The 24,402-nt window shown below is 65.7% G+C and carries 28 protein-coding genes and 1 other annotated feature; of the genes, 27 read left to right on the top strand and 1 reads right to left on the bottom strand.

Translation table 11 applies throughout. The annotated features are described in order from the left end of the window. From IEX61_RS08995 to IEX61_RS08975, 5 genes are all read left to right on the top strand, one after another. Positions 1-1,019 (top strand): thiamine pyrophosphate-binding protein (locus tag IEX61_RS08995; protein ID WP_188817681.1); only part of this gene is annotated, 1,019 nt, incomplete at its 5' end. A 165-nt stretch (positions 1,020-1,184) separates the two neighbouring features. Beyond that, on the top strand, positions 1,185-1,595 hold the full coding sequence (locus IEX61_RS12715) for a prepilin-type N-terminal cleavage/methylation domain-containing protein (protein WP_188817679.1): 411 nt from the start codon (positions 1,185-1,187) through the stop codon (positions 1,593-1,595). Positions 1,596-1,695: 100 nt separating this feature from the next. Then, positions 1,696-2,739, top strand: a complete 1,044-nt coding sequence (gene pilM / locus IEX61_RS08985) for a type IV pilus biogenesis protein PilM (RefSeq protein ID WP_188817677.1) — start codon at positions 1,696-1,698, stop codon at positions 2,737-2,739. Positions 2,740-2,754: 15 nt separating this feature from the next. Continuing rightward, a complete protein-coding gene (locus IEX61_RS08980) occupies positions 2,755-3,369 on the top strand; it encodes a PilN domain-containing protein (protein ID WP_054672915.1) in 615 nt (204 codons plus the stop codon). Next, positions 3,353-4,240 (top strand): hypothetical protein, encoded by an 888-nt coding sequence (locus tag IEX61_RS08975; RefSeq protein ID WP_157057892.1) that lies wholly within the window; start codon positions 3,353-3,355, stop codon positions 4,238-4,240. The genes IEX61_RS08980 and IEX61_RS08975 overlap by 17 nt, the downstream gene beginning before the upstream one ends. Before the next feature lie 31 nt (positions 4,241-4,271). On the opposite strand, the gene IEX61_RS08970 is transcribed toward IEX61_RS08975, so the two are convergent. Further along, positions 4,272-4,799 (bottom strand): hypothetical protein, encoded by a 528-nt coding sequence (locus IEX61_RS08970; RefSeq protein ID WP_188817675.1) that lies wholly within the window; start codon positions 4,797-4,799, stop codon positions 4,272-4,274. 63 nt (positions 4,800-4,862) lie between these two features. Between IEX61_RS08970 and IEX61_RS08965 the strand changes: the two genes are divergently transcribed. From IEX61_RS08965 to pheA, 22 genes are all read left to right on the top strand, one after another. Beyond that, a complete protein-coding gene (locus IEX61_RS08965) occupies positions 4,863-5,477 on the top strand; it encodes an SPOR domain-containing protein (protein WP_188817673.1) in 615 nt (204 codons plus the stop codon). A gap of 81 nt (positions 5,478-5,558) precedes the next feature. Further along, positions 5,559-6,146, top strand: coding sequence for a Maf family protein (locus IEX61_RS08960; RefSeq protein WP_054670133.1), 588 nt, complete (start codon positions 5,559-5,561; stop codon positions 6,144-6,146). 50 nt (positions 6,147-6,196) lie between these two features. Then, complete coding sequence (radC, locus tag IEX61_RS08955) at positions 6,197-6,883, top strand: RadC family protein (protein ID WP_188817671.1); 687 nt, start codon at positions 6,197-6,199, stop codon at positions 6,881-6,883. A 175-nt stretch (positions 6,884-7,058) separates the two neighbouring features. Further along, positions 7,059-8,090, top strand: coding sequence for a rod shape-determining protein (locus IEX61_RS08950; protein ID WP_054670137.1), 1,032 nt, complete (start codon positions 7,059-7,061; stop codon positions 8,088-8,090). A 12-nt stretch (positions 8,091-8,102) separates the two neighbouring features. Then, entirely contained in the window at positions 8,103-9,008 is a 906-nt protein-coding gene (mreC, locus tag IEX61_RS08945; protein ID WP_188817669.1) for a rod shape-determining protein MreC, read from the top strand. Next, the gene (mreD, locus tag IEX61_RS08940; protein ID WP_188817667.1) at positions 9,005-9,526 is read left to right on the top strand and encodes a rod shape-determining protein MreD; all 522 of its coding nucleotides are present in this window, start codon (positions 9,005-9,007) and stop codon (positions 9,524-9,526) included. Before mreC ends, mreD begins: the two co-directional genes overlap by 4 nt. Further along, a complete protein-coding gene (locus IEX61_RS08935) occupies positions 9,507-11,588 on the top strand; it encodes a peptidoglycan D,D-transpeptidase FtsI family protein (protein WP_188817665.1) in 2,082 nt (693 codons plus the stop codon). The genes mreD and IEX61_RS08935 overlap by 20 nt, the downstream gene beginning before the upstream one ends. Before the next feature lie 18 nt (positions 11,589-11,606). Continuing rightward, a complete protein-coding gene (gene minC / locus IEX61_RS08930) occupies positions 11,607-12,299 on the top strand; it encodes a septum site-determining protein MinC (protein ID WP_054670156.1) in 693 nt (230 codons plus the stop codon). Positions 12,300-12,314: 15 nt separating this feature from the next. Next, positions 12,315-13,115: a septum site-determining protein MinD gene (minD, locus tag IEX61_RS08925; protein ID WP_054670159.1), complete on the top strand. Its 801-nt coding sequence runs from the start codon at positions 12,315-12,317 to the stop codon at positions 13,113-13,115. Between the two features lie 150 nt (positions 13,116-13,265). Further along, positions 13,266-14,402, top strand: coding sequence for a rod shape-determining protein RodA (gene rodA, locus IEX61_RS08920; RefSeq protein ID WP_188817663.1), 1,137 nt, complete (start codon positions 13,266-13,268; stop codon positions 14,400-14,402). Between the two features lie 77 nt (positions 14,403-14,479). Continuing rightward, complete coding sequence (locus IEX61_RS08915) at positions 14,480-15,259, top strand: M23 family metallopeptidase (RefSeq protein WP_188817661.1); 780 nt, start codon at positions 14,480-14,482, stop codon at positions 15,257-15,259. Then, on the top strand, positions 15,252-16,106 hold the full coding sequence (locus IEX61_RS08910) for a M50 family metallopeptidase (protein ID WP_157057840.1): 855 nt from the start codon (positions 15,252-15,254) through the stop codon (positions 16,104-16,106). Before IEX61_RS08915 ends, IEX61_RS08910 begins: the two co-directional genes overlap by 8 nt. A gap of 68 nt (positions 16,107-16,174) precedes the next feature. Then, positions 16,175-16,257, top strand: a sequence feature (ribosomal protein L21 leader region). 10 nt (positions 16,258-16,267) lie between these two features. Then, positions 16,268-16,579 (top strand): 50S ribosomal protein L21, encoded by a 312-nt coding sequence (rplU, locus tag IEX61_RS08905; RefSeq protein ID WP_054672551.1) that lies wholly within the window; start codon positions 16,268-16,270, stop codon positions 16,577-16,579. Continuing rightward, positions 16,576-16,920, top strand: a complete 345-nt coding sequence (locus tag IEX61_RS08900; RefSeq protein WP_054672549.1) for a ribosomal-processing cysteine protease Prp — start codon at positions 16,576-16,578, stop codon at positions 16,918-16,920. The genes rplU and IEX61_RS08900 overlap by 4 nt, the downstream gene beginning before the upstream one ends. 5 nt (positions 16,921-16,925) lie before the next feature. Continuing rightward, positions 16,926-17,216 (top strand): 50S ribosomal protein L27, encoded by a 291-nt coding sequence (gene rpmA / locus IEX61_RS08895; protein WP_054672556.1) that lies wholly within the window; start codon positions 16,926-16,928, stop codon positions 17,214-17,216. Positions 17,217-17,348: 132 nt separating this feature from the next. Continuing rightward, positions 17,349-18,074, top strand: a complete 726-nt coding sequence (locus tag IEX61_RS08890) for a Spo0B domain-containing protein (RefSeq protein WP_054672547.1) — start codon at positions 17,349-17,351, stop codon at positions 18,072-18,074. Between the two features lie 31 nt (positions 18,075-18,105). Then, complete coding sequence (gene obgE, locus IEX61_RS08885) at positions 18,106-19,398, top strand: GTPase ObgE (RefSeq protein WP_188817687.1); 1,293 nt, start codon at positions 18,106-18,108, stop codon at positions 19,396-19,398. 180 nt (positions 19,399-19,578) lie between these two features. Next, positions 19,579-20,067 (top strand): transcriptional regulator ThrR, encoded by a 489-nt coding sequence (gene thrR / locus IEX61_RS08880; protein ID WP_172673590.1) that lies wholly within the window; start codon positions 19,579-19,581, stop codon positions 20,065-20,067. A gap of 47 nt (positions 20,068-20,114) precedes the next feature. Then, complete coding sequence (locus tag IEX61_RS08875; RefSeq protein ID WP_054672462.1) at positions 20,115-21,410, top strand: homoserine dehydrogenase; 1,296 nt, start codon at positions 20,115-20,117, stop codon at positions 21,408-21,410. Next, complete coding sequence (thrC, locus tag IEX61_RS08870; protein WP_188817685.1) at positions 21,406-22,476, top strand: threonine synthase; 1,071 nt, start codon at positions 21,406-21,408, stop codon at positions 22,474-22,476. Before IEX61_RS08875 ends, thrC begins: the two co-directional genes overlap by 5 nt. After that, the gene (thrB, locus tag IEX61_RS08865; RefSeq protein ID WP_229725808.1) at positions 22,469-23,473 is read left to right on the top strand and encodes a homoserine kinase; all 1,005 of its coding nucleotides are present in this window, start codon (positions 22,469-22,471) and stop codon (positions 23,471-23,473) included. The genes thrC and thrB overlap by 8 nt, the downstream gene beginning before the upstream one ends. 2 nt (positions 23,474-23,475) lie before the next feature. Next, positions 23,476-24,351 (top strand): prephenate dehydratase, encoded by an 876-nt coding sequence (gene pheA, locus IEX61_RS08860; RefSeq protein WP_188817658.1) that lies wholly within the window; start codon positions 23,476-23,478, stop codon positions 24,349-24,351. Positions 24,352-24,402 lie beyond the last annotated feature (51 nt).

Genomic DNA, 24,402 nt, shown 5'->3' with positions numbered 1-24,402 from the left:
CGCGCCGGCCGATGGTGGTGGCGGGCATCGGCGCGCGCGGCGCGGCCGACGCGGTGGTGCGCCTGGCCGAGCGGTGGGGGGCGGGCGTGGTCGTCAGCCTGGGGGCGAAGGGGGCGTTTCCCGAGACGTCGCCGGTCGTGCTGGGCGGAATCGGAACGGGCGGCAATCCGTACGCGGGCAGCTTGCTGGCGCAGGCCGACGTCGTGCTTGTGGTCGGCGACACCTGGTGGCCTGAGGGCTACGTGCCCGTCGCGGCGCGTGTGGTGCAGGTGGACGTGGAGGCGGCGAATGTCGGCCGCCGCATTCCCGCCGAGATCGGCCTTGTCGGCGACGCGCGCGCGGTGGTGCCGGCCTTGCGCGACGGGCTGGCCGAGCACGCTCCGGATCCCGTGTGGGTGGCCCAGGTTCGGGAGGCCGGGGAAAGGTGGCGCCGGCAAAACGCACGCGAAGGCGAGACGCCCGGCTTTCCCCTTCATCCGGCGCGCGTGGTGCGGGCCGTGGAGACGGTGCTCCCGCCGGACGCCATCGTCGCCGTCGACACCGGCGACGTGACCGTGTGGACAAACCGCTCCTTCCGTCCCCGCGGGCAAACCTTCCTTTTTTCGGGCGAATGGCGCACGATGGGCTTTGCCCTGCCGGCGGCCTTGGCGGCGAAGCTGTGCCAGCCCGCGCGCACCGCGGTGGCCCTCGTCGGCGACGGCGGCCTGGCCATGGCGATGGCCGAGCTGCTGACGGCGACGCGCCACGGCCTGAAGGTGACGGTCGTGGTGTTCAACAACGGCGCGCTGCAGATGGAGCGGGACAAGATGGTGGTCAGCGGACTGCAGGAGCTCGGCGTCGACGTGACGAACCCGGATTTTGTCCGCCTGGCCGAGGCCTGCGGCTGGCGCGGCTTCCGCGTCGAACGGGAGGAGGACCTGGAGCCCGTGTTGCGCCAGGCCCTTGCCGAACCTGCGCCGGCCCTCGTTGACGTGCCGACAGCCTCCGTCGTGTACCCGGAGACAAAACCGGTTGACTAGGAGGGTTGGATTTCGTAGGAAAACCGTCGCGCGAGGATAGGAAAACCGTCGCAAATTCTCCCTTGTCAATCCATCAAACGTTGGATATCTTAGAAGCAGGTTTATCCGCTTGGTGCATGGATGACCTTCCAAAAAATGAAAAGGAGAACCGGAGGAGGAGCGAACATGAAAATGAAGGCGCGGCGTCTTAACCAGCGCGGGGTGACGCTCATCGAGCTGCTCGCCGTCGTCGTGATCTTGGGCATCTTGGCGGCCATTGCGGTGCCGGCGGTGTTTAAGGGGTTTGATGATGCGGAGGACAAGGCAGATAAAACGACAAAAACTGTACTGATTAACGCGGCCAAACAGTACATCATGGAGAATGGCGGCTTTTCTCAGGTGGATGGTAAAGATGGGAAGAGTGATAATAAAGTAGTAGTTCCTGTTTCCTATTTGATTACTTATGGTTATGTCGATCCTGGCCCGGAAAACGGTTATTACAAGAGCCAAAAAGATGGAACGTATTATTACTATGTTGTGATCACGAAAGATAACAATGGAAAATATATGTATGAAGTTAAATCCACACTAGACTGACGGCAACATGTAACCGAGTTGACAATAGGGATAACATCTAGAGAGGCGTCTTGCCTCTCTTTCTCTGTTTGGGTGAGATAATTTTCTTGGAGGTTCAACCGTGCTTTCTTCACTTAACCGCTACCTCGGCCTCGAAATCCGCGACACCGGGTTCTGCGCCGTCGAGGTGGAACGCCGTCCGAACGGCCGCGTTCGCCTCGAACGGTTGGTGGCCCATTCGTGGCCACCGGGAGAGGTGGTGGCCGACGGTCGCCTGGTCAACCCGGAGGCGCTGGAGACCCGCCTGCGCGCCGCGCTGAAGGAGGCCGGCGTCAAGGCGCGCAAGGTGCACCTCGCCTTGCCCAGCCACGGCATCGTGTTGCGCACGCTCCACCTGCCGCCGCTTCCGCGCAAGGCGTTGCGCGACGTGGTGCAAGTGGAACTGGCTACGTCGCTGCAACTGCCCTTTGACGATCCGGTTTTTGACGTGGTGCCCTGGCCCGGCGCATCCCCCGACGAAAAGGGTGCCGTTCCCGTCCAGCTCGTCGCCGCTCCCCGTGCCCTGGTGCAGCCCTACGTGGACGCGCTGCGGGCCTGCCGCCTGCGGCCGCTGAGTGTGGACGTGGGGGCCTTGGCCCACCTGCGCGCGGTGCGCCATTTTCGCCCCCCGGAGCGGCCCGGTGCTGTCCTCCTCGTCAACCTGTCTGCCACCGGCGCCGACGTTAGCATCTTCAGCGAGGGCATCCTGCATGTGACGCGCCGCGTTGCCCTTTCGCCCTACGCCGAGGAGGCGGTGCCGGTAGGGGAAGCGGTGTTGCCGGCTGTCCCGGAGGCGGCCGCCGCTGCCGAGGGATTCGCGCGTGAGGCCAAGCGGTCGCATCTAAGCCCCCTCTTTCTCCACGATTTGGCCAGCGAGCTGGAACGGGTCTTTTCCTTTTTTCAGTACACGCTGAACCAGCGCCAGCAGCCGCTGGCGGAAATCTTGCTCTGTGGCGAATTGGAGGAGCTGCCGCAGGTGGCCGGCGAACTCTCCGCGCGCCTCGGTGCACCGGTGGTGTGGAAGGTGGGCGAGGGCCTGCGGGGCCGCCGTCGGGTGCTTCCCCTGTGGCGGGAGCGGCCCCATTTCTGGCTGACGGCCTTTGGCGCCGCGCTCAAGCCGCGGTGAAAAGGAGGATGCCGTGTGGAAATCAACCTGCTGCCGCACACCCCGTTTGTGGCGCGCCACTTTCCCCGGCTCTTGCTGGCGTCGGCGGTTTTTCTGGCGGCGGTGGCGTCGGCGGGGTATCCGTTTTATCGTGCGCACACTCGTGCCCTCGAGGAGGCGCGTCAGGTGGTGGCCGAGCTGGAGCAGACGAAAGCCGCCCTTGACCGCGATGTGGCCGTTTATCGCCAAAAGCGGACGGCCATCGAAAAGGAGCGGGCGGCCGTCCAAGCGCAAACGGAGCGGATTCGCGCGACGCAGCTGCTGAGGGCGCATCGGTACCGCTGGTCGGCTCTCATGGAGCAGGTAAGCCGCGCCTTTCCGCCGGGGACGGCGGTGTTTCACATCGAGGCCGACGTGGACCGCCTGGTCGGCTACGCGGCGGTGCCCGCCCTGACCGATTTGGCCCCCTTGGCCCGGCGGCTGTCTAAACTGCCGGCGGTGGCCGAGGCGGTGGTGGAGCGTGCCACCGACCCCGCGGCCCAATCGTTGCAGGCCATCCCCGACCTTCCGCCGGGAACGCTGGTGGTGCGCTTTCGTTTGGAGTTGACGGATCGCGTGGAGGCACGGAACGCCGATGGCGAATCGCGATAAAGCACGACGCTTGCTGTGGGTTCTCATGAGCGTGCTCGCATCCGGCCTGCTGGTGACAAGTGCCGGGTATGCCGTGGCAATCAAGCGGCAGGTTGATGAAGCGGAGCGCCTGAGCGAGCGGCGGGCGCAGCTGGAGCGGCAAATCGCCCAGCTGCGCGCGGAGCTGTCTCAGCCTTTACCCGCTGCTCCTTCGCGGCGCGCACCCCGCGGGGAGGAGGGGGCCGTGCCGGCCACGCGCCAACTGGACGAGGTGCTGGCGGCGCTCCACAACATCGTGGCGGAAACGGGGATCACCTTTGTGTCGCTGCGCGTGCAGACGGCGGATCCGGGATCGGGCGGATCCCCTTCGGCCTCGGGCGAGCAGGACGCGGGAGAAAAGGGCACCCAAAGGGGGGCATCGTCGCCCGCGCAGGCGAAGCCCGCCCCTCCGTCATCCGGGAGCGAAGCGGGATCTTCCCGCGAGGCTTCCTCCTCACCCGACAACCTCGCGGCGCGGTGGGCGGCCTACCGCCAGCGCTACGGCCTTCCGGACAGCGTGCCGATCGTGCCGACGGAAATCGTGTGGACCTTTGATGCCCCTTGGGACCGGGTGGATGACGTGTTGAAGCGGCTCGAGGCCCTCGAACGGGTGGTGTGGGTGACGGCGTGGACGGCGCAACCGCCGGATCCGGAGGAGGAAGCGCTGCCGTCGCCGGCTCCGTTGCCCTCGGCCGACCCCGGCGACACCGAGGACATGGTGGCCAAGGTTGCCCGGGTGCTGCGCGGCGAGCCGTTGCGCGTGCAGCTGACGATGCTCGTCTTCCACGCGCCGGCGACGGGGGCGACGACGGCATCGGCGACGGCCCCGGCGGTATCCTCCGCTTCGCGGTAGGCGCCCCATACCGGTGAACCGCGTACCGGTTCTATCTCCCCATCCGGTTGCATACACATCGAAGCAACGGAACCGGGTGGGAGGGGCGAACGATGGACAAACCTCGGATCACGATTCGCTTGTCGCCGTCGCAACCCGTGAAGCCGGCACGCCGAACCGAACCCGGCGCGACGGAAGCGGGGGCTGCCCGGCCGGAACGGTTGGCGGCGGGCGGCCACGTTCCTGCGCGTGCGGTCGAACCGGACAGGCCTTCGCTGCCGCCGGAAGCAACGCGCAACCGGCCGGCGCCGATCCATTTGCCGAGCCATTCCCTATCGGCCTTTCGGGTGCGGCGAAACGGAAGGGTTGAACGCCGCCCTTGGACCGCGGTGGCGCATGCGGCGGTGCCGCTCGTCGGCGCCATCGGCATTGGCGTTTTGCTGGGATGGTCGATGTTGACGCTGCTCCAGGAGCCCGGGAATTCTGCGCCCACCGCGCCGGCTGCGGCCCACGTTCCGGCGAGCCCGCCGGCGGCGCCGACGGGGTCGAACGGAACGCCCCAGGCCAGCGACTCCGCCAAGCCGGCCCCCCGTCGAACAGCGCTCCACGGGCGTCGGACGGTTCCGGGCCGTCCGGTACCGGTGTGCCGGCATCCCCCCAGGCGCAAGCCGCCCCGCCGGCGCGGTCGCTGGTGGTGGTTCAGGCCGGCGTGTTCCAGACGCGCGAGGCGGCGGAGCGCATGCGGCAGACCTTGGCGGCGCGGGGCGTGCCCGCCGTCCTTGTCGAGGGGACCCCGCTGCGCCTGTTGGTGGGCGTGGCGCCGGACCGCGACAGCGCGCGAAACCTGGCCACCGCCCTGCGCGCGCAGAACGTCGAGACGTACGTTCCCCGTGACGGACTGGTCTGGCCGGGGGTCAAGGCGGAAGGGGACGCGGGCTGGACGCGCTTCCTGGAAACGGGCGACCGGCTGTTCGACCGGCTGGCGCGTGTTCCGCCGAGCGCCCTCGAAGGCGGGCAGGACGTCCTGCCGCCTAAGCAGGAGATCGAAGCGTTGCACCGATCCCTCCTGGAAGCGGGTCAGCCGCTTGCGGTGGGCGACGGCCCGCGTGAAAAGCGGGCCCGCGCGATGATGAACGCCCTGACGCAGGCGGTGACGGCGGTGCGCCAATACGCCGCCAATCCCCATCCCGGATATGTGTGGGTGGCCGAGCAGGGGTTGCTCCAGTATGCCGTGCTGCGGGCCGCGTCTTCCCCGTAGCGCGGCTTGTCTTTTGAGCGCCGCTTTGCTAGACTAAATAGCGGCATCTCAGCCAATCGTTGACGTCGAGGGGCGATGCCCATGACGATCAAAACGAAACCGCTTGTTCTCGCTTCCGGTTCGCCTCGGCGGCGCGAGCTCCTCGCCCAGCTGGGCCTTTCCTTTGAAGTTCGTCCGAGCGACGTCGACGAATCCCTCGATCCGGAAACGGCGCCTGCTCAGGCGGTCGAGACCCTCGCCCTGCGCAAAGCGCGCGCCGTGGCCGCCGAATGTTCCGAGGGCCTCGTCATCGGTTCGGACACCGTCGTCGTCATCGACGGGGAGATCCTCGGCAAGCCGCGCGACGCCAAGGAGGCCGAGGCCATGCTCCGGCGGCTGGCTGGGCGCACCCATCGCGTGTACACGGGATTGGCGGTGGTCGATGCGGAGACGGGGGCGTGCCGCGTGGGGCACAGCGTGACCGCCGTGCGGATGAGCGCGCTGACCGACGCGGAGATTCGCCGGTATGTGGCCACGGGTGAGCCGATGGACAAGGCGGGCGCCTATGCCATCCAGGGCATTGGGGCGACCCTCATTCCCCACATCGAGGGCGACTATTTCACCGTCGTGGGCTTGCCGCTTTTCCTCCTGCGCCGGTTTTTGGGTGAAATGGGCGTTCACATCTTGTGACCGATGGAACGCCCGCTTTTTCTCTTTTCGGAAGGGGAGGGGGCAAACCGATGGACGAACCGCTCGTGCTTCGCGACCTGCCGGCCCACGAGCGCCCGCGAGAGCGGATGCTGGCCGTGGGGGCGGAACAGCTTTCCGTGGCGGAGCTGCTGGCCATTCTCCTGCGCACCGGGCACCGCGACGAGTCGGTGCTGGCCCTTGCCCAGCGGCTTCTGAAGCAGTTTGGGTCGTTGCGCGAACTGGCCGGCGCCCGCGTGGAGGAGTTGACGGCGGTCAAGGGCGTGGGGATCGCCAAGGCCGTGCAGGTGAAGGCGGGGCTCGAGCTGGGGCGCAGACTCGCGCGGCTTGCCGCAGAGGAGCGGCTTGCCGTGCGCGGTCCGGGCGACGTGGCGCGTCTTTTGATGGACGAGCTGCGCTTTTTGCCGAATGAGCATTTTGTGTGCTTGTTTTTGAACACGAAAAACCACATCATCGGCAAGCAGACGGTGTTTGTCGGCACGCTAAACGCCACCGTCGTCCATCCGCGGGAAATTTTCCGCGAAGCGATCCGGCGTGCCAGTGCAGCGGTCATCCTGGCCCACAACCATCCCAGCGGGGACCCGGAGCCGAGCCGCGAGGACATCGTGCTGACGCGGCGGCTGGTCGAGGCCGGGGAGCTCCTCGGCATTCCGGTTTTGGACCACATCGTCATCGGCGACAACCGGTACGTGAGTTTAAAGGAAAAAGGTTACCTGTGAAGGAATTGTAAACGGACCTAGGCACCATCCAGGCGTTTCAGTATAATAGAACCGATGTGTTCCCCGGCATTGTTCGGGGGCTTTCGTCTTGTAGTGACAGCTTTCGTCACGATTGTTAGAGATGACGGACGTGTGTGGACACGGAACGCAAGGTAAGTGAAGGGAGACAGCGGCGATGTTGGGTGGATTCGCACGCGATATGGGCATCGATTTGGGAACCGCCAATACGCTGGTGTATGTGAAGGGGAAGGGCATCGTCGTCCGGGAGCCTTCCGTGGTGGCGATCCGGACCGACACAGGGACCATTGAGGCCGTGGGGAACGCGGCCAAGAACATGATTGGCCGTACCCCGGGCAACATTGTTGCCGTTCGGCCGATGAAGGACGGTGTTATAGCCGACTTCGAGACGACGGCCACGATGCTGGAATACTTCATCAAGCAGGCGCAAAAGACGCGCAGTTTCCGCAAGCCCAACGTCATGGTATGCGTTCCATCGGGTGCCACAGCCGTGGAGAAGCGTGCCATTGAGGATGCCACGAAGCGAGCCGGGGCCAAGGAAGCCTTTACCATCGAGGAGCCCTTCGCCGCGGCCATTGGGGCCGACCTCCCGGTGTGGGAGCCGACGGGAAGCATGGTCGTCGACATCGGCGGCGGGACGACGGAAGTGGCCATCATCTCCCTCGGCGGCATCGTGACGAGCAAGTCGATTCGCGTGGCCGGCGACGAGTTGGACGAGGCCATCATTCAGTACATCAAGCGCTCGTACAACCTGCTTATCGGCGAGCGCACCGCCGAGATGCTGAAGATGGAGATCGGTTCGGCGCTGAAACTGGAGCGCGACGAGAAGATGGAGATTCGCGGCCGCGACTTGGTCACGGGCCTGCCGAAGACGATTACCATCTCGTCCGCGGAGATCACCGAAGCGCTGGCGGATCCCGTCGGGGCCATCGTCGATGTGGTGAAGGCGACGCTGGAGAAGTGCCCGCCGGAGCTGGCCGCCGACATCATGGACCGCGGCATCGTGCTGACGGGTGGTGGGGCGCTGCTGCGCAACCTGGACAAGCTCCTGGCCAAGGAGACGGGCATGCCCGTCCACGTGGCCGAAAACGCCCTCGATTGCGTGGCCATCGGCACCGGCCGTGCCCTGGAAAACCTGCATCTGCTCAAGTCGAAGATGGGCATCACCTTCCGTTCGGCCCGCCGGTAAGGAGGCGGGCCGATGCCGGATCTGTTCACGAGCAAACGGCTCATCCTCCTGCTTCTCGGCCTGATGTTGTTTTCGGCTCTGATCGGCTTGACCTCCGGCGAGCGAAAACCGACGGGGTGGCCCGTGGCGCTGGTGCAAGACGGCGTCGCCCTCTTTCAGTCGTGGTTCCACAAGCCCGCTCGTGTGGTTGCGGGCTTCTTTCAAGACCTCCGTGAATGGAAAATGCTGTATGATGAAAACCAGGCGCTGAAGGCCAACTTGGACCAGTATGCGCGCATGAGCGCGGAGCTGGCGCGGTTGCGCGAGGAAAACCAGCGCCTGCGCGCCATGCTCGACCTGCGCAGCACCCTTGACACCTTCCGCCTGCACGCGGCGGAGGTGATCGCCCGCAGTCCGGACCAGTGGAACCAGGTGCTCGTCATCAACAAGGGCGCGCGGGACGGCATTCGCCCAGATATGGCCGTCATCACGACGAAGGGGCTGATCGGTCGCGTCACCGACGTGACCCCCTTCACGGCGCGCGTGGCGCTCTTGACCGATCTGTCGCGCTCGGGACACGTGTCAGCGGTGGTCCAAGGGGAGGAAAGCCGCGTATTTGGTGTGATCGACGCCTACGACTTCGACACGGGTTATCTTTTGTTTCAGAAAATCCCTGCGGAAGCGCCCATTCGCGAAGGACAGGTTGTGGTCACGTCGGGGTTGGGCGGCGTCTTCCCCCGTGGCCTGGTGATCGGCACGGTGGTCGCCGTGGAGCCGGGCGACAACGGGTTGACGCAGCGGGCCTATGTCAAACCGGCGGCCGATTTCGCCTATCTTGACGAAGTGTTTGTCGTCGAGCGGAAGGATGCGGTGTCTCCCGAGGCCAACGCGGCGACGGGGCATAAAGAGGTCCGGCGGGAAGGGGGACGGGCCTTGTGAACGCGCGTGCGGCGCTTCTTGGGCTGCTTTTTCTCCTTGTGTTGGTGGAGAGCACGTGGTTGCCGCCGTTTTCCCCTCAGCACTTTGGCTCGCCCTTTTTGATGGCGTTCCGCTTTTCCTTTGTCGTCGTGCTGCTGGTGGCCATGATTCGCGGGCGCCGGGTGGGCTTTTGGCTTGGGTTGGCCCTCGGCTTCCTGCATGACGTGCTGTACAGCGGCGTCATTGGCGTGTACGCCTTTGGCATGGGGCTTACGGCGTATCTGGCCGGATACGCCTTTTTGTTCTTCCATCGCAACCTCCTTGTGGTGGGCGTGGTTCTCCTCGGGGCGCTGGTGGCGTGTGAGCTGATCGTTTTCGGCTTTTACCGCTTGTTTTTGTGGACGGCGGCGCCCCTGCAGACGTTTTGGCTGTACTACTTGATCCCGACCGTTGCCGTCAACGCGTTGTTTGGCTTGCTGGTCTATCGTCCGCTGCTCGGGCTCATCGGGAGGGATACCGATGATGGAGCAGGAACTTGAACGGCGCGAGCGGCCGTCCGAAGAGCAAAAACCGCTTTTCGCGCGCATCCATCGGCGGTTCAACGCGCTCTTTTTTGTCGCCTTTCTGTTTTTCGCCGCCCTCGTGCTGCGGTTGGCCGTTGTCCAGCTGGTGCATGGGGAGCAGTATGCCCGCGAGGCGGAAGCCAACTCGGTGAAGCGCATTCCCATCGCCGCGCCACGCGGCTGGATCCTGGACCGCAATGGCGAGGTGCTCGTCACGAACGAGCCGGTGTACACGGTGACGTTCCTGGAAAGCGAAGGGCAGCACATCAACGTCGACGAGGTTGCCGACCGCCTGGCTCGTCTCCTCGACAGCGACGCGGACGACCCGGCCAAGGTGCCCCTTTCCGAGGTGAAGGAACGGCTTTCGAAAATGGAGAAGTACCGGAACCAGCCGCTGCCAACGGACGAGGCCGCCCTGCGTCACCTGTACGAGAAGGAGAGCATTCTCGAGGCGATGCGCTCCGGCTATCGCTTTATGCCCCACCGGATCAAGGAAGGGCTCAGCGTGGAAGAGGTGGCCCGCGTGTCGGAAAACCTCGACAAGCTGCCCGGCGTGCGCTTGGTGGTGGAATCGAAGCGCCATTACAAGCGTGGCGCCTTTTTGACCCACGTGCTTGGCTACACCAAGCCCATCGACGCAAAGAACAAGGACTACTACCTGGCCCAGGGTTATCAAATTGACGACAAGGTGGGCGTCTCCGGGCTGGAGGCGTATTACGAGGCCCAGCTGCGGGGCGAGGATGGCGTGATGGAAGTGAAGGTCGACAAGAACGGCCGCACCGTCGAGATGCGGGAGGCGGCGCGCCCGAAGCGCGGCCATGACCTCGTGCTGACGATCGATGCCCGGTTTCAAGACGCCGTGGAGCGCATCCTGGAAGAGGAAGTGAAGCGGCTGCGGCAAAAGGGGTCCGGAAAGGCCGATAAGGCCATTGCCCTTGCCATGAACCCCAACACGGGCGAAATTTTGGCCATGGCCATCTATCCCGATTACGACCTGAACTTGTACAACCTGAGCGGGAAGGCGTTTTCTGACGCGTACAAGGCGCACATCCAAGGCCGCGAGCGCAACGAGGCGATCTACGGCGGGTTTTCGCCGGGTTCCACCATCAAGCCCGGGACGGTGCTCATGGGCCTTCAAAAGGGGCTGACTTCCCCGAATGAGACCCTGTATTGCCGGGGAGCGATGATCATTGGCGATCGGCCGTTTCGCGATTTCCAGGGTCGCGCCCACGGTCCTGTCAACGCGCGCACGGCGCTGCAGAAATCGTGCAACATCTACATGTACGAAATTGGGTTGCGCCTTACGCGGACGAAAGATTCCTTCACGGCGACACTTTCGGAGATGGACACCTTTTACGCCCAGTTTGGGCTTGGGGTGAAGACAGGAATCGATTTGCCAGGGGAAAAAATCGGCTTGCGGGCCACCGACACCAAACTCGGAAACATCGCCCACTACACGATCGGCCAGTACCACGCCTACACCCCGATCCAGCTCTTGCAGTACGTCAGCACGATCGCCAACGGCGGCTATCGCATGCGCCCCTTTTTGGTGAAGGAGATTCGCGGGGAAAGCGAAGGGACGGAGGGTCTTGGCCCGGTGCTCGCGGTGCGCAAGCCGGAGGTGTTGGGCCGCGTGGAGGTTGATCCGCGGTACCTGCAGGTGGTGCGGGAAGGGATGCGCCTGGCGACCCAAAAGGGCGGGACGGCTGCCGGCGCCTTTGCCGGGTTTCCCATTCCCGTCGGCGTCAAGACGGGGACGGTTCAGGTGGACACGAAACGCGGCATCGACAACGCGCTGATGATCGGCTTCGCCCCGTTCGACAAGCCGGAAATCGCCTTTGTCGTGATCGTGACGGACGTGCCGAAGGGCTACACCGGGGGGAGTGCCGCCGGCCCGATCGCCCGCCGCATGCTGGAGGCCTACTTCGGCCTCGGCGCGTCGGCGAAGGGGAACGTTTCGTCCCCTTCCGGCGCGGGGAATTCCGCCGCTTCCGCCGGCGCAGGGGAGGAAAACGCCCCCGCCGTGCCGAAGAGATAGACGACGGGGTGACCAGCCATGGAGACGACCAAGCACCGCGTGACGATCAAAGGGACCAAGGATGGCCTGCACTTTTACCTCGACGACGATTGCTCCTTTGACGAAGTGGTCGACGAATTGCGCGACAAGATTGTGGGCACGCCAAACCAACAGCTGTTGCGCGGCCCGGCGGTCGATGTCACGGTGTATGTGGGCTATCGCCACCTTCATCCGGAGCAGATCGACCGGCTGCGCAACGTGATCCATCTGCAGGACAATTTTCGCCTCAAGGGCATCCATTCCGAGGTTGTCACCCGGGAAGAGGCCGAGCGCATGGCGCGCCGGCAGGCCTTGCGCGTCGTCACGCGCTCCGTGCGTTCGGGTCAGGTGCTGGTACACGACGGCGATCTCCTGCTGCTTGGGGACGTCAACCCGGGCGGAAGCGTGGTGTGCACGGGCAACATCTTCATCCTTGGCCGGCTGTACGGCATGGCGCACGCCGGCAGCGCGGGGAACCGGCAGGCCATCATCACGGCGGCCGTGTTCCAACCGACCCAGCTGCGCATCGCCGATTGCATCAGCCGCGCCCCGGACGGGTGGACCGAGGCGGGCGAAGGGATGGAGTTTGCCTATCTGGATGAGGAGAACCGCATCCTGGTCGACAACATCCGCCGCCTTCACGACGTGCGGCCGCACTTTCAACCCTGGTGGTCCGATACGGTTGAACGCTAAAGGGGGAACGGGGGCGTGGGAGTAGCCATTGTCGTAACCTCGGGCAAGGGTGGCGTGGGGAAGACGACCACCGCGGCCAACCTGGGCACCGCACTCGCCATGCTGGGCAAGAAGGTCTGTCTTGTGGACACGGATATCGGTCTGCGCAATCTCGACCTCGTGTTGGGACTGGAAAACCGCATTCTGTACGATTTGGTCGACGTCGTGGAAGGGCGGTGCAAGCTCCAAACGGCGCTGGTCCCCGACAAGCGACTGGAGGGCAATCTCGTGCTGCTACCCGCCGCGCAGACGAAGGACAAGTCGGCGGTCTCGCCCGACCAGATGGCACATCTCGTCAAGGAGCAGCTCAAGCCCGATTATGACTATGTGCTCATTGACTGTCCGGCCGGAATCGAACAGGGGTTTCGCAACGCCATTGCCGGCGCGGATCGCGCCGTTGTCGTGACGACGCCGGATGTGACCGCGGTGCGCGACGCCGATCGGATCATCGGCATCTTGGAAAAGGAGGCGATCGCGCCGCCGTCGCTGGTCATCAACCGCGTCCGGCCTCGTCTCATGAAGCACGAGGAGATCATGGACGTGGACGAGATTGTCGTGCGCCTGGGCATTGACCTGCTGGGCATCGTGCCGGACGACGAGGACGTGATCACCTCGTCCAACCGCGGAGAGCCGATCGTCCTCAACCCGAAGGCCAAGGCGGCGCAGGCGTACCGCAACATCGCCCGCCGCATCCTGGGGGAAAGCGTGCCGCTGATGCGTTTGGAAGAAAAGCCAAGCGTCATCGAACGGATGCGGCGGCTTTTCGGGTTGTCCTGAACCGGGCGTTTGCCGGCGCACGGGCGCCGCGGACGCTCCCTTTTTTATGCCCTTCACACCCCCGATTTTTGCATCGGCGCCCAACCCTCTCCGCATTGGGGGCGCGCCGTCCCTGTGGTAGAATCTCTGGCGGAAGCGAGGTGGCCTGTGGTGGACATCGAACGGCGGTACCTGAAGCGCATCGACTGGGCGATCCTCTTCGTTCTTGTGGCGCTTGCCGTCTACAGCTATATCGGCATCTCCGGCGCCAACGCGCAATTTGGCGAGGAGAAGAAGCAAATCGTTTGGTACGCCATCGGCTTTGGGGCCATGTTTGCCGTCCTTCTCTTCGATTACAAGTGGATCGGCCAGTTGGCATATGGGCTGTACGGCTTTGGAATCGTGTTGCTCGTGCTGGTGCTCCTGTTCGGCACCGAGACGAACGGGGCCGTCAGCTGGTTTGCGTTCGGACCCGTCAAAATCCAACCCTCTGAGTTTATGAAACTCTTTGTGATCTTGGCGTTGGCCCGGTACCTCGCCAGCCGCGAGGAAGAGGGGGATGCGCCGCTTCAGTCGGCATCCGGGCTGCTGACGGTTATCGGGATGGTGGCCTTGCCGGTTGTTCTCATTCTCAAGCAACCCGATTTGGGGACGGCCCTCGTGTTCTGCGGCATCTTGCTGAGCGTGCTGCTCGTCGGCGGGGCGCCCCTGCGCGTGTTCGCCCTATTGGGCCTCATCGGCGCTGCGGGATTTGGCCTTTTGGCGTACTTGTACGCGTTTCATTCCGAGGTGTTTTTCAAGATCATCAAGCCGTACCAATGGGCGCGCATCCTGGCATGGCTCAATCCGGATTATGACCCGCTCGGCAGCAGCTTTCAGCTGAAGCAGTCGCTCATCGCCATCGGCTCGGGCCAGCTGTTTGGGCGCGGGTTGAACGGGCCGACGCAAGCCCGCTACGGTTGGGTGCCGGAAGGGCAGACCGACTTCGTCTTCACCGTCATCGCCGAACGCCTGGGGTTTTTGGGGGCCAGCTTGCTGATCCTGCTGTTGTTCCTCCTCATCTACCGCCTGGTGCGGATCGGCATGACGTGCAAGGATCCGTTCGGAGCCTATATCGTGGCCGGCATCGTCGGGATGTACGTGTTTCAGATCTTCCAAAACATCGGCATGACCATCCAGCTTATGCCCATCACCGGGATTCCGCTGCCCTTCCTCAGCTATGGGGGGAGCTCCCTGCTTACCAACCTCGTGACCATCGGGCTCGTGCTGAACATCCACATGCGCCGGCGCGAACTGATCTTCGATTAGGAGCGTCGGCCGTTCTGGGTTGTCCCTTCCCCACATAGGCATGAGAGTGGAGAAGGACGAACAAGGGGGAAGGGCTCGTGTGGTTTGATCGCGACCGCCTCAAACAGCGTCGCCACGCGCGGATGCGGCAAATCCTGCTCGGCGACCGTTTTGTGCCCGACGACCGGCAGCGCGAGGCGTACGAGATGCGGGAGGGTTCGTGGCCGTATGGCGGCCGGCCGGAATGGGATCTCCCGGCGGCTTCCGTTGATGGGCGCCGGCGGGGCCTCCTTCCCACAAGCCGCCTGCGGATGCAGCTGATTCTGGCGGCTGCCGTCCTCGTTGCCGGGGGGCTGGTGCGCGAGTGGCCCGGGACGCGCGGCGACGCGGCGCGGCAATTTGTCCGCGAGGCGCTGGAGCGCGACTTCAATTTTCAGGGCGTGGCCGCGTGGTACAAGGCGCACATCGACGCCGTGCCCACCTTCCTGCCCGACATCGGCGCGGGCACGCCTCCCGCGTCGCCGGCCTTTCGCGCGCCCGTCGCCGGAAAGGTGCACACGGCCTTCTCCGCCGACAACCCGGGCGTGTGGCTCGCGGCGACGCCGGGGGCCCCCGTGCGGGCGGCGGCGGAGGGGCTCGTGCTGTTTGCCGGAAAACAAGGGGGAGCGGGGTATGCGGTCGTGCTGCGCCATCCCGGGGGATACGTGTCGCGATACGCCAATCTGGGCCAGGTGCGAGTGAAGAAGGACGATTGGGTGCGCGCCGGCGACGAATTGGGGGCGGTGGCCGGGGAAGGCCAGGCCAAGGGGTTGCTGTATTTCGCCCTTCAGAAGGACGGACAACCCGTCGATCCGGCGGGCGTGATGGCCCTTGAGTAGTGCGCCCGGCTTTTCCTTCCGCGTGCACCCCCTGTTTTGGTTGGTGATCGGGGCTTCGGTGTTGACCGGCGCCTTTGTGGAAACGGTGTTGCTCCTTTCCCTCGTGGTGATGCACGAGCTGGGCCATGTGTGGACCGGGCGGGCGTACGGGTGGCGGTTTCGCGCCCTGACGCTTTTTCCCTTTGGCGGGGTAGCGGAAACCGATGACGAGGTGGGGCAGTATTCGCCCCGAGAGGAAATCGTTGTCGCGCTGGCCGGGCCGGCGGTCAACGGCGCCATGGCCGGCGTGGCCTGGGTGTGCGCGGCAGGGGAGCTGTGGCCCGAGGCGTGGGCGCGCCAGTTTGCCGCGGCCAACCTTTGGCTGGCCGGCTTCAACCTGCTCCCCATCTGGCCCCTTGACGGCGGACGGGTGGTGCACGCCGTCGCCTCGCTGGCCTGTCCGTATCGCCTGGCCCTGACGATCACCTTTGGCTGGAGCGCGTCGGTGGCGCTGCTCGTGCTCGTGTGGGCGTGGACGGCGCCCCAACCGCGTCTGCACCTGCTCCTCTTGTGTCTGTGGCTGTACCGCGAAGCGGCCAGCGGGTATCACGAGCGGCGGCTGCGCTTCTTTCGCTTTCTCTTCGCCCGCTGGAGGCGGGGTGGCGATGGACCGCTGCGTGTGGTTAGGGCCGACAGCTCGTGGACGGTGCTCGAGGCCCTTCGGCACATCAAGCGGGGACGGCATCACCGGTTTGAGCTGCGCGCCGGGGGGCGAAGGACGGGAGCGTTAACCGAGCGGCGCCTTCTGGACGCGCTGTTTCGCGACAAGGCGCCGGCGCGGCGGCTTCTCGAGCTGGTCAAGGGCTAAGCATGGCAAGCGCTTGGCGTTGACAACGGACGCGGGCTGAAGTATCCTTATGTTGTTGGTATGCTCCCGGCATACCGCAACCGCACAGGTCGGGTCGAGAGGGACAAGCGGGCGCATCGCCCCACCCGCCCTGGCGAGTCTCGGTCGAGGGAGGTGTGACGATGTACGCGATCATCGAGACGGGCGGCAAGCAGTACAAGGTGCAGGAAGGCGATGTCATCCTGGTGGAGAAGCTGGACGCCCAGCCCGGCGAGACGGTCACGTTTGACCGGGTCTTGTTCGTGGCGAAGGACGGTGAGGTGAAGGCGGGCAATCCCACCGTTTCCGGCGCCACGGTGGTCGGGAACGTGGTGGAGCACGGAAAAGGGCGCAAGATCATCGTCTTCAAGTACAAGCCGAAGAAGAACTACCACCGCAAGCAAGGGCATCGCCAGCCGTACACCAAGGTGCGCATCGAGAAGATCAACGCATGATTCGCGTGACGGTCACCCGTGACGACGAGGGGCGCATCGCCGCCTTCCGCGTGGCGGGGCACGCCGGCTACGCGCCGCGCGGGCAGGACATTGTCTGCGCCGCCGTGTCGGGCATCGTTTTTGGCATGATTAACGCCGTCGAGCGCGTCCTCGGCGTGGCGTTGGAGGTGGAGACGCCGGCGCGCGGCGATTTGTCCTGCCGCGTCCCGGCGCTGGCCGACGAGGCCCTGCGTGCGCGCGTCAACCTGCTGTTGGAAGGCATGGTGGCCGCCCTTCAATCGCTCACGGTCGAATACGGACGGTATGTTCAGGTTTCCGATCCCCATGCTACAGGGAGGTGAAGGCCATGCTGCGCGTGGATCTGCAATTCTTTGCCCAGAAAAAAGGCGTCGGCAGCACGAAGAACGGCCGCGACAGCATTTCGAAACGGCTGGGTGTGAAGCGCGCCGACGGCCAGTTTGTCAAGGCGGGCAACATCCTGGTTCGGCAGCGCGGCACGAAGATCCATCCGGGTCTGAACGTTGGCCGTGGCGGTGACGACACGCTGTTTGCCAAGGTGGACGGCATTGTCCGCTTTGAGCGCCTCGGCAAAGACCGCAAACGCGTCAGCGTCTACCCGGTGGAAGCGAATGCCTGATGTTGCCGTTCCGTTCGAGCCCCTTCGCAGGAAGGGGCTTTTTCCTTGCCGGAGCAACCGCGCCGCACCGTGACAGAAGGGCCGAATGTGGTATACTTTTACATAGAGGTTTTGGACAGGGGAGACGATGCCATGGGAGGTTGGGTGGCGCCGCTTTTTTTGTTTTGGACGGCCCTTTGTTTGGTCATGCTGCCCTTTGTGGCGGATCTGGCTTCGTTTGGCCTGGCCGCCTCCGGACTGGCGGCGCTTGCGGGATACGCCTGGGTGTCCCGGCGCCGGCGGCGGCTTGGCGAGGCGGAAGTCGACCGGACGTGGCTGGAGGTGCTCAACCGGACCCGCCACGACTGGCTCAATCACCTGCAGGTGCTGTCGGGATACGGAAAACTCCACCAGTACGGGAAGATGGAGCGTTACATCCAGCGCGTCATGGAACAGGCGGCGTGCGAAAGCCGGCTGTGCCATCTCGGCTATCCCCCGCTGACGCGCTACCTGCTTGCCTGCGCCGCAGAGCGGGGCAACATGGTGGTTGACGTGTCGGTATGCGCCGATTTTTCCTTGGAGCGCCTGACCCTTTCCGCTGCCGACGTCTGCCGCGTGGTGCAGGCGGTGGTGGAAACATACCGGGACGCGGCGACGGGCGACGGCGCGGTTCCCAACACCCTGACGCTCATCCTGGAAAACGGGGATGGGCGGCTTCATGTCCGGACGCGCTTTGCGGGGCGGCTGGATGAAGCGGCCTTCCGCAAGGGTTTGCAGCGCCTTGCCCGGCTGCTTCGCGCGCTGGATGGGGTGTTGGTGGACGGCACGGGTGAAAAGGAGGCGGAACGGGGCAAGGTGCGCGTGTCCCTCGTCTCCTGACGAATGCGGAGGCAAAGCGAGGTGCGTGACGGTGTTTGTGGACAGCGTCAAGATCTACGTCAAGGGCGGTGACGGCGGGAACGGTATCGTCGCCTTTCGCCGGGAAAAGTACGTGCCCAAGGGCGGTCCCGCCGGCGGAGACGGGGGCAAGGGCGGGGACGTGGTGCTGGAAGTGGACGAGGGCTTGTCGACGCTGCTGGACTTCCGCTACCAGCGCCACTTCAAGGCGCCACGCGGCCAAAACGGCAAGTCGAAGGGGCAGCACGGCGCCGACGCCGAGGACCTCGTCCTCAAGGTGCCCCCGGGCACGATGGTCTACGACGACGAAACGGGCGAGCTCCTCGCCGACCTGACGCGGCATGGGCAGCGGGCCGTCATCGCCCGCGGGGGCCGCGGCGGGCGGGGGAACATGCGCTTTGCCACGCCGGCCAACCCGGCGCCGGAGATCGCCGAGAAGGGCGAGCCGGGCGAAGAACGATGGGTGCGCCTGGAACTGAAATTGCTGGCCGACGTGGGCCTGATCGGCTTCCCCAGCGTCGGCAAGTCGACGCTCCTGTCCGTCGTCTCGGCGGCGAAGCCCAAGATCGCGCCTTATCCCTTCACCACCCTTACGCCCAATCTGGGTGTCGTCGACGTCGACGGCGAGCGCAGCTTTGTGCTGGCCGACCTGCCGGGCCTCATCGAGGGGGCGCATCAGGGCGTGGGGCTGGGGCACCAGTTCTTGCGCCACGTCGAGCGGACGCGCCTCCTCATCCATGTCGTCGACATCGCCGGTTCGGAAGGGCGCGATCCTGTGGAGGACTACCACAAGATCAACGAGGAGCTGCGATTGTACGACGAGCGTCTGGCGTCGCGGCCCCAGGTGGTGGCGGCCAACAAGATGGACCTTCCCGGCGCTGCGGAAAACCTGGAGCGCTTCCGCCGCGCCGTGCCCGACGTGCCGGTGTACCCGATCTCGGCGGCGACGCGCCAGGGCGTGCGCGAGCTCGTCTACGCCGTGGCCGACCTGTTGGAGAAGCTGCCCAAGGAACCCTTCACCCGCGAGGAAACCGAAGCGAACGAGGTTAAAGTGTTCCGGGCCGAGCCGGAACCGGAGCCGTTCACCGTGCGCCGGGAGAACGAGCTCTTTGTCGTCGAGGGGCCGCGCATCGAAAAGCTGGTCGCCATGACCGACTTTTCGCGGGAGGACAGCGTGCGGTACTTCGCCCACCTGATGCGCCGGATGGGCGTGGAAGACGCCCTGCGCGCCAAGGGCGCCAAACCGGGTGACACGGTGCGCATCGGTGACATGCTGTTTGACTTCCTCGAGGGCGAGGACGAGTAGGGGGCGAGCAAGACATCCCGTACCGGTGGGGTTGGGACAAACGGATCATCAAAACGAAAACGGGATCGCGAAGCGCCGCGCGAATCGGTAAGCGTTTTCACCGTTCGCGCGGCATTTTTATGTTCGGCAAAGGGAATTTTGCGTCAAAACCTGTTGCAACGTTTGCGGCGACGCGCTATAATGTCCACTATACAAAAACAATTGTCCGCAACGGGAGGACGCATCGTGCGCGAGGAAGAACAGTACTACCTGGTTCGCGCCGACATCCTCCCCGACTCGATGCTCAAAACCGTCGAAGCCAAAAAGCTGCTCGAGTCGGGGGAGGTGGAAACGGTTCAGGAAGCCGTCGAACGGGTCGGCCTCAGCCGCAGCGCCTATTACAAGTACAAGGACGGCATCTTCCCGTTCAACGCGATGATGAAGGAGAAAATCGTCACCGTCTCGCTCCACCTCGAGCACCGCGCCGGCGTCCTGTCGCGGGTGCTCGGGTACGTGGCCGAGCGGGGCGGGAACATCCTGACCATCCACCAGACCATCCCCCTGCAGGGGCTGGCCACGGTGGCCATGTCGGTGGACACCGCAACGCTGACCGTGGACATGACCGCATTTTTGGAGGGGATGCAGCGCCTCGACGGCGTCAAAAAAGCGCTCATCGTCGGGCAGGGCTAGCGCGCGAGGGGCGCGAGGAAGACAGGGAGCGGAGGAGGAGAGAAGCCATGGAACGGACGGTCAACATCGGCTTGATGGGGCTGGGCACGGTCGGCACGGGCGTCGTGCGCCTCATTGAAGGGCACCAGGAGGATCTCGTGCACCAGACGGGGGTGCGCATCCGCATCGCGCGCATCTTGGTGCGCGACCCGGAAAAGCCGCGGGCCATTCGCGTCAGCCGCGATCTGCTGACGACGGACGCGCGCGACATCCTCGACGATCCGTCCATCGATGTCGTCGTCGAAGTGATGGGGCACATCGAGCCGACGCGCCAGTATCTTTTGGAGGCGCTGCGCCGCGGCAAGCACGTCGTGACGGCCAACAAGGACCTGATGGCCCTTCACGGCGGGGAGATCCTGTCGCTGGCCGCCGAGCGGGGCTGCGACGTCTTTTACGAAGCGAGTGTCGCCGGGGGGATTCCCATCCTGCGGGCCCTCGTTGAGGGCTTCTCGTCCGACCGCATCACCAAGCTGATGGGCATCGTCAACGGCACGACGAACTACATCCTGACGAAAATGACGCGGGAAGGGGCCGACTACGCGGAGGCGCTCCAGGAGGCCCAGAAGCTCGGCTACGCCGAGGCCGACCCGACGTCGGACGTGGACGGGCTCGACGCGGCGCGCAAGATGGCCATCTTGGCCACCTTGGGCTTCCGCACCGAGGTGCAGCTCGACGAGGTGGACGTGACGGGCATCCGCAAGGTGACGGCCGAGGACATCGCCTACGCCAAAAAGCTGGGGTACGAAATCAAGCTGCTCGGCATCGCCGCCCAGGAGGACGGGCTGATTGAAGTCAGCGTGGAGCCGACGCTGGTTCCCCAGCGCCATCCGCTGGCCAGCGTGGACGGCGTGATGAACGCGGTGTACGTGTACGGCGAGGCCGTCGGGGAGACGATGTTCTACGGCCCCGGGGCCGGCGAGCTGCCGACGGCGACGGCGGTGGTGTCGGATCTCGTCACCGTGGTCAAGAACATGAAATTGGGCGTCAATGGCCGCGGCATGGTTGCGCCGTACCGCCCCAAGGCCCTCAAAACACCGGAGCAGATGGTGGCCCAGTATTTCCTGCGCCTCGTGGTGGACGACCGCACCGGTGTGCTGGCCAAGATCACGCAGCTCTTTGCCGACTGCGACATCAGCCTGTCCCAGGTGTTGCAGGAACCGTTCAAGGGAGCGGGCCAGGCCGAGATTATCCTGGTGACGCACCACGCGACGAAAAAGAGCAAGGACGAGGCGCTGGCGAGGTTGGCCGCCCTCGACGTGGTGCGCGAGATCAAAAGCTGCTACCGCGTAGAAGGAGAGGATTGAGGTGCCCGGCATTCTTGACACGTACGCCGCGTATCTCCCGGTAACCGAGCGCACGCCGAAGTTGACCCTGCACGAGGGCAACACGCCGCTCCTCTTCTGTCCACGCCTGTCGGAGGAGCTGGACGTCGAGCTGTACGTCAAGTACGAAGGGGCCAATCCCACCGGTTCGTTCAAGGACCGCGGCATGGTGGTCGCCGTGGCCAAGGCGGTAGAGGAGGGGAGCCGCACCGTCATCTGCGCCTCCACCGGCAACACCTCGGCGTCGGCGGCGGCCTACGCGGCGCGCGCCGGCCTCTCCTGCATCGTCCTTGTCCCCGACGGTTACGTGGCGGTTGGCAAGCTGGCCCAGGCCGTCATGTACGGGGCCGAGGTGCTGGCCGTTGCCGGAAACTTCGACCAGGCGCTGGCCATCGTGCGGTCCATCGCCGCGCATCATGGCGTCACCCTGGTCAACTCCGTCAACCCGTACCGCATCGAAGGGCAGAAGACGGCCGCCTTTGAAATCTGCGACGTCCTCGGCGACGCGCCGGACGTCCTGGCCATTCCCGTCGGCAACGCGGGGAACATTACCGCCTACTGGAAGGGCTTTGGCGAATACCGCCGCGCCGGACGCGCGACGCGCCTGCCGCGGATGTTTGGCTTCGAGGCCGAAGGGGCGGCGGCCATCGTGCGCGGCGAGCCGATCGCCCAGCCGGAGACGGTGGCCACGGCCATCCGCATCGGCAACCCGGCCAGCTGGGACGGGGCGGTGCGGGCGGCGAAGGAGTCCGGCGGGCGGATCGACTTTGTCACCGACGCGGAAATCCTCGACGCCTATCGCAAGCTGGCCCGCTGGGAGGGCATCTTCGCCGAGCCGGCCTCCAGCGCGTCGGTGGCCGGCGTGGCCAAGATGCGCCGCCTTGGGGAGATCGAGGCCGGGGCCAAGGTGGTGTGCGTGCTGACGGGAAACGGGCTGAAAGATCCCCACACGGCGCTGGAAGCGGTCGACCTCAAGCCGCGCCGCGTGGCGGCGACGGAGGACGCGGTGTGGACGGCGATTCAGGAAGTGGGTGGCATCCGTGGCTAACGCATCGGGGTACAATGCGGTGGACGCCGGCGCGGAGAGGGGGTGCGCCCCAGGGATGGGCGCGGCGGCGCGCGGCCCGGTCGTCACCGCGCGCGTGCCGGCCAGCACGGCCAACCTCGGCCCCGGCTTCGACGCCGTGGGGCTGGCCCTCGACCGCTACGTCACCGTGACGCTGGCGGGCGCGGCGCGGACGAGCGTGATCCCGCGTGGCTCCCTGCTTGCCGGCACGCCGGCGTCGGAGGAGAACCTCGTCTATCGCGCCGTGCGATGCGTCTTTGACCGCCTTGGCCGCGCCGTTCCCCCGCTGCGCGTCGAGGTGGAGAGCGACATCCCCCTGGCCCGGGGGCTCGGCTCCAGCGCGGCGGCCATCGTCGGCGGGCTCGTGGCGGCCAACGCCTACCTGGGCGAGCCGCTGGCGCGGGAGGAGCTCTTGGTGATGGCGGCAGAGCTGGAAGGGCACCCCGACAACGTCGGGGCGGCGCTGTTCGGCGGCGTTGTCGTCGCCGTGCGGCAGGAGGACGGACGCGTGCCCTACCTGCGTCTCCCGGTGCCGGAGGACCTCGTCGTGGTGGCCGCCGTTCCAGACGTGCCCCTCGAGACAGCCAAGGCCCGCCGCGTGCTGCCCGAGGCCGTGACGCGGCGCGACGCCGTCTACGCCCTGGGGCAGACGGGCCTCCTTGTCGCCGCCATCGCCACCGGACGGTGGGACCGGCTGGCCGACGCCATGCGCGACCGGCTGCATCAGCCGTATCGCCTGCCGCTCATTCCCGGGGCGGAGCGCATGGTGCGGGAAGCGCCGGCGCACGGGGCCCTTGGGGCGGCCCTCAGCGGGGCCGGTCCCACCGTCGTCGCCTTCGCCTTTGACGGCGCCGAGCGCGTGGCCGCCTTTTTCCGCCGCGTGATGGCCGAAAGCGGCCTGCCCGGCACCGTGTGGACGTTCCGGCCCGACACCCAAGGGGCGCGCGCCTGGCGAAACGAGAAGGCGGGGGAGCGGTAGGCATGGCCACGGTCCTGTACCTGGGGCCGAGCGGGACGTTTACCGAGGTGGCGGCGCGGGCGGCCTTTCCCGAACGCCATCACCGCTTCGTGGCGCTCGCCAGCGTTCCCGACGTGTTGGAGGCGGCGGAGGCGGGCGGCGACGTGTACGGCGTGGTGCCGGTGGAAAACTCGATCGAGGGTTCGGTCACGTTGACGTTGGACTGGCTGATCCACCATGTCCATGTGCCCATCGTCGCCGAATGGGTGCTGCCCGTGCGCCAGCACCTGCTCGCGGCGGAGCGGACGGCCCGGCTTGGCCTTGGCGCCGTGGAGGCGGTGCTGTCCCATCCCCACGCCATCGCCCAATGTCGCGCCTACCTGCGCCAGCATCTGCCGGGGGCATGCATTCGCCACACCAGCAGCACGGCGGAAGCGGCCCGCCTGGTGGCCGAGCATCCCGACCGTCCCTGGGCGGCGATCGGACCGCGCCTGGCCGCGGAGCGGTACGGGCTTGCTGTGCTGGCCGGCCCGATCCAGGATTCCGCCCACAACGCGACGCGCTTTTTTGTCGTCGGCCAGTTGCCGTATCCTCGCCAGAGCGAACGGGCCAAAACGACGCTCCTCATCACGCTGCCCCACGATTATCCCGGCGCGCTTTATCAGGTCTTGGCCGCCTTCGCGTGGCGCAAGCTGAACCTGACGCGCATCGAGTCGCGCCCGACGGGGAAGGGGTTGGGCAGCTACCATTTCATGATCGACGTGGAGCGGCCCCTTGGCGACGTGCTGGTCCCCGGGGCGATAGCCGAGATTCAAGCCCTCGGCTGTGCCGTGCGCGTGCTCGGGTCGTATCCCTGTTTTGCGTCGGGGGATGAGGCGGAGCGGACGGCCGGGCTCTAGGTCAATAATTGTGGATGCGAGGTCAACCAAGCCAAGGGAACAAAAGCGAGG

The sequence above is a fragment of the Calditerricola satsumensis genome (genome assembly GCF_014646935.1).
Lineage (GTDB): Bacteria > Bacillota > Bacilli > Calditerricolales > Calditerricolaceae > Calditerricola > Calditerricola satsumensis.
This window is presented reverse-complemented; position numbering and strand designations above follow the sequence as displayed.

Coding starts and splice junctions, on each gene's coding strand:
- rpmA (WP_054672556.1), top strand. CDS start 16,926: ATGCTGCGCGTGGATCTGCAATTCTTTGCCCAGAAAAAAGGCGTCGGC.
- mreC (WP_188817669.1), top strand. CDS start 8,103: ATGCCGGATCTGTTCACGAGCAAACGGCTCATCCTCCTGCTTCTCGGC.
- IEX61_RS08900 (WP_054672549.1), top strand. CDS start 16,576: ATGATTCGCGTGACGGTCACCCGTGACGACGAGGGGCGCATCGCCGCC.
- pheA (WP_188817658.1), top strand. CDS start 23,476: ATGGCCACGGTCCTGTACCTGGGGCCGAGCGGGACGTTTACCGAGGTG.
- IEX61_RS12715 (WP_188817679.1), top strand. CDS start 1,185: ATGAAAATGAAGGCGCGGCGTCTTAACCAGCGCGGGGTGACGCTCATC.
- IEX61_RS08950 (WP_054670137.1), top strand. CDS start 7,059: ATGTTGGGTGGATTCGCACGCGATATGGGCATCGATTTGGGAACCGCC.
- rplU (WP_054672551.1), top strand. CDS start 16,268: ATGTACGCGATCATCGAGACGGGCGGCAAGCAGTACAAGGTGCAGGAA.
- radC (WP_188817671.1), top strand. CDS start 6,197: ATGGACGAACCGCTCGTGCTTCGCGACCTGCCGGCCCACGAGCGCCCG.
- IEX61_RS08890 (WP_054672547.1), top strand. CDS start 17,349: ATGGGAGGTTGGGTGGCGCCGCTTTTTTTGTTTTGGACGGCCCTTTGT.
- IEX61_RS08875 (WP_054672462.1), top strand. CDS start 20,115: ATGGAACGGACGGTCAACATCGGCTTGATGGGGCTGGGCACGGTCGGC.
- thrR (WP_172673590.1), top strand. CDS start 19,579: ATGTCCACTATACAAAAACAATTGTCCGCAACGGGAGGACGCATCGTG.
- IEX61_RS08975 (WP_157057892.1), top strand. CDS start 3,353: ATGGCGAATCGCGATAAAGCACGACGCTTGCTGTGGGTTCTCATGAGC.
- minC (WP_054670156.1), top strand. CDS start 11,607: ATGGAGACGACCAAGCACCGCGTGACGATCAAAGGGACCAAGGATGGC.
- IEX61_RS08935 (WP_188817665.1), top strand. CDS start 9,507: ATGATGGAGCAGGAACTTGAACGGCGCGAGCGGCCGTCCGAAGAGCAA.
- IEX61_RS08960 (WP_054670133.1), top strand. CDS start 5,559: ATGACGATCAAAACGAAACCGCTTGTTCTCGCTTCCGGTTCGCCTCGG.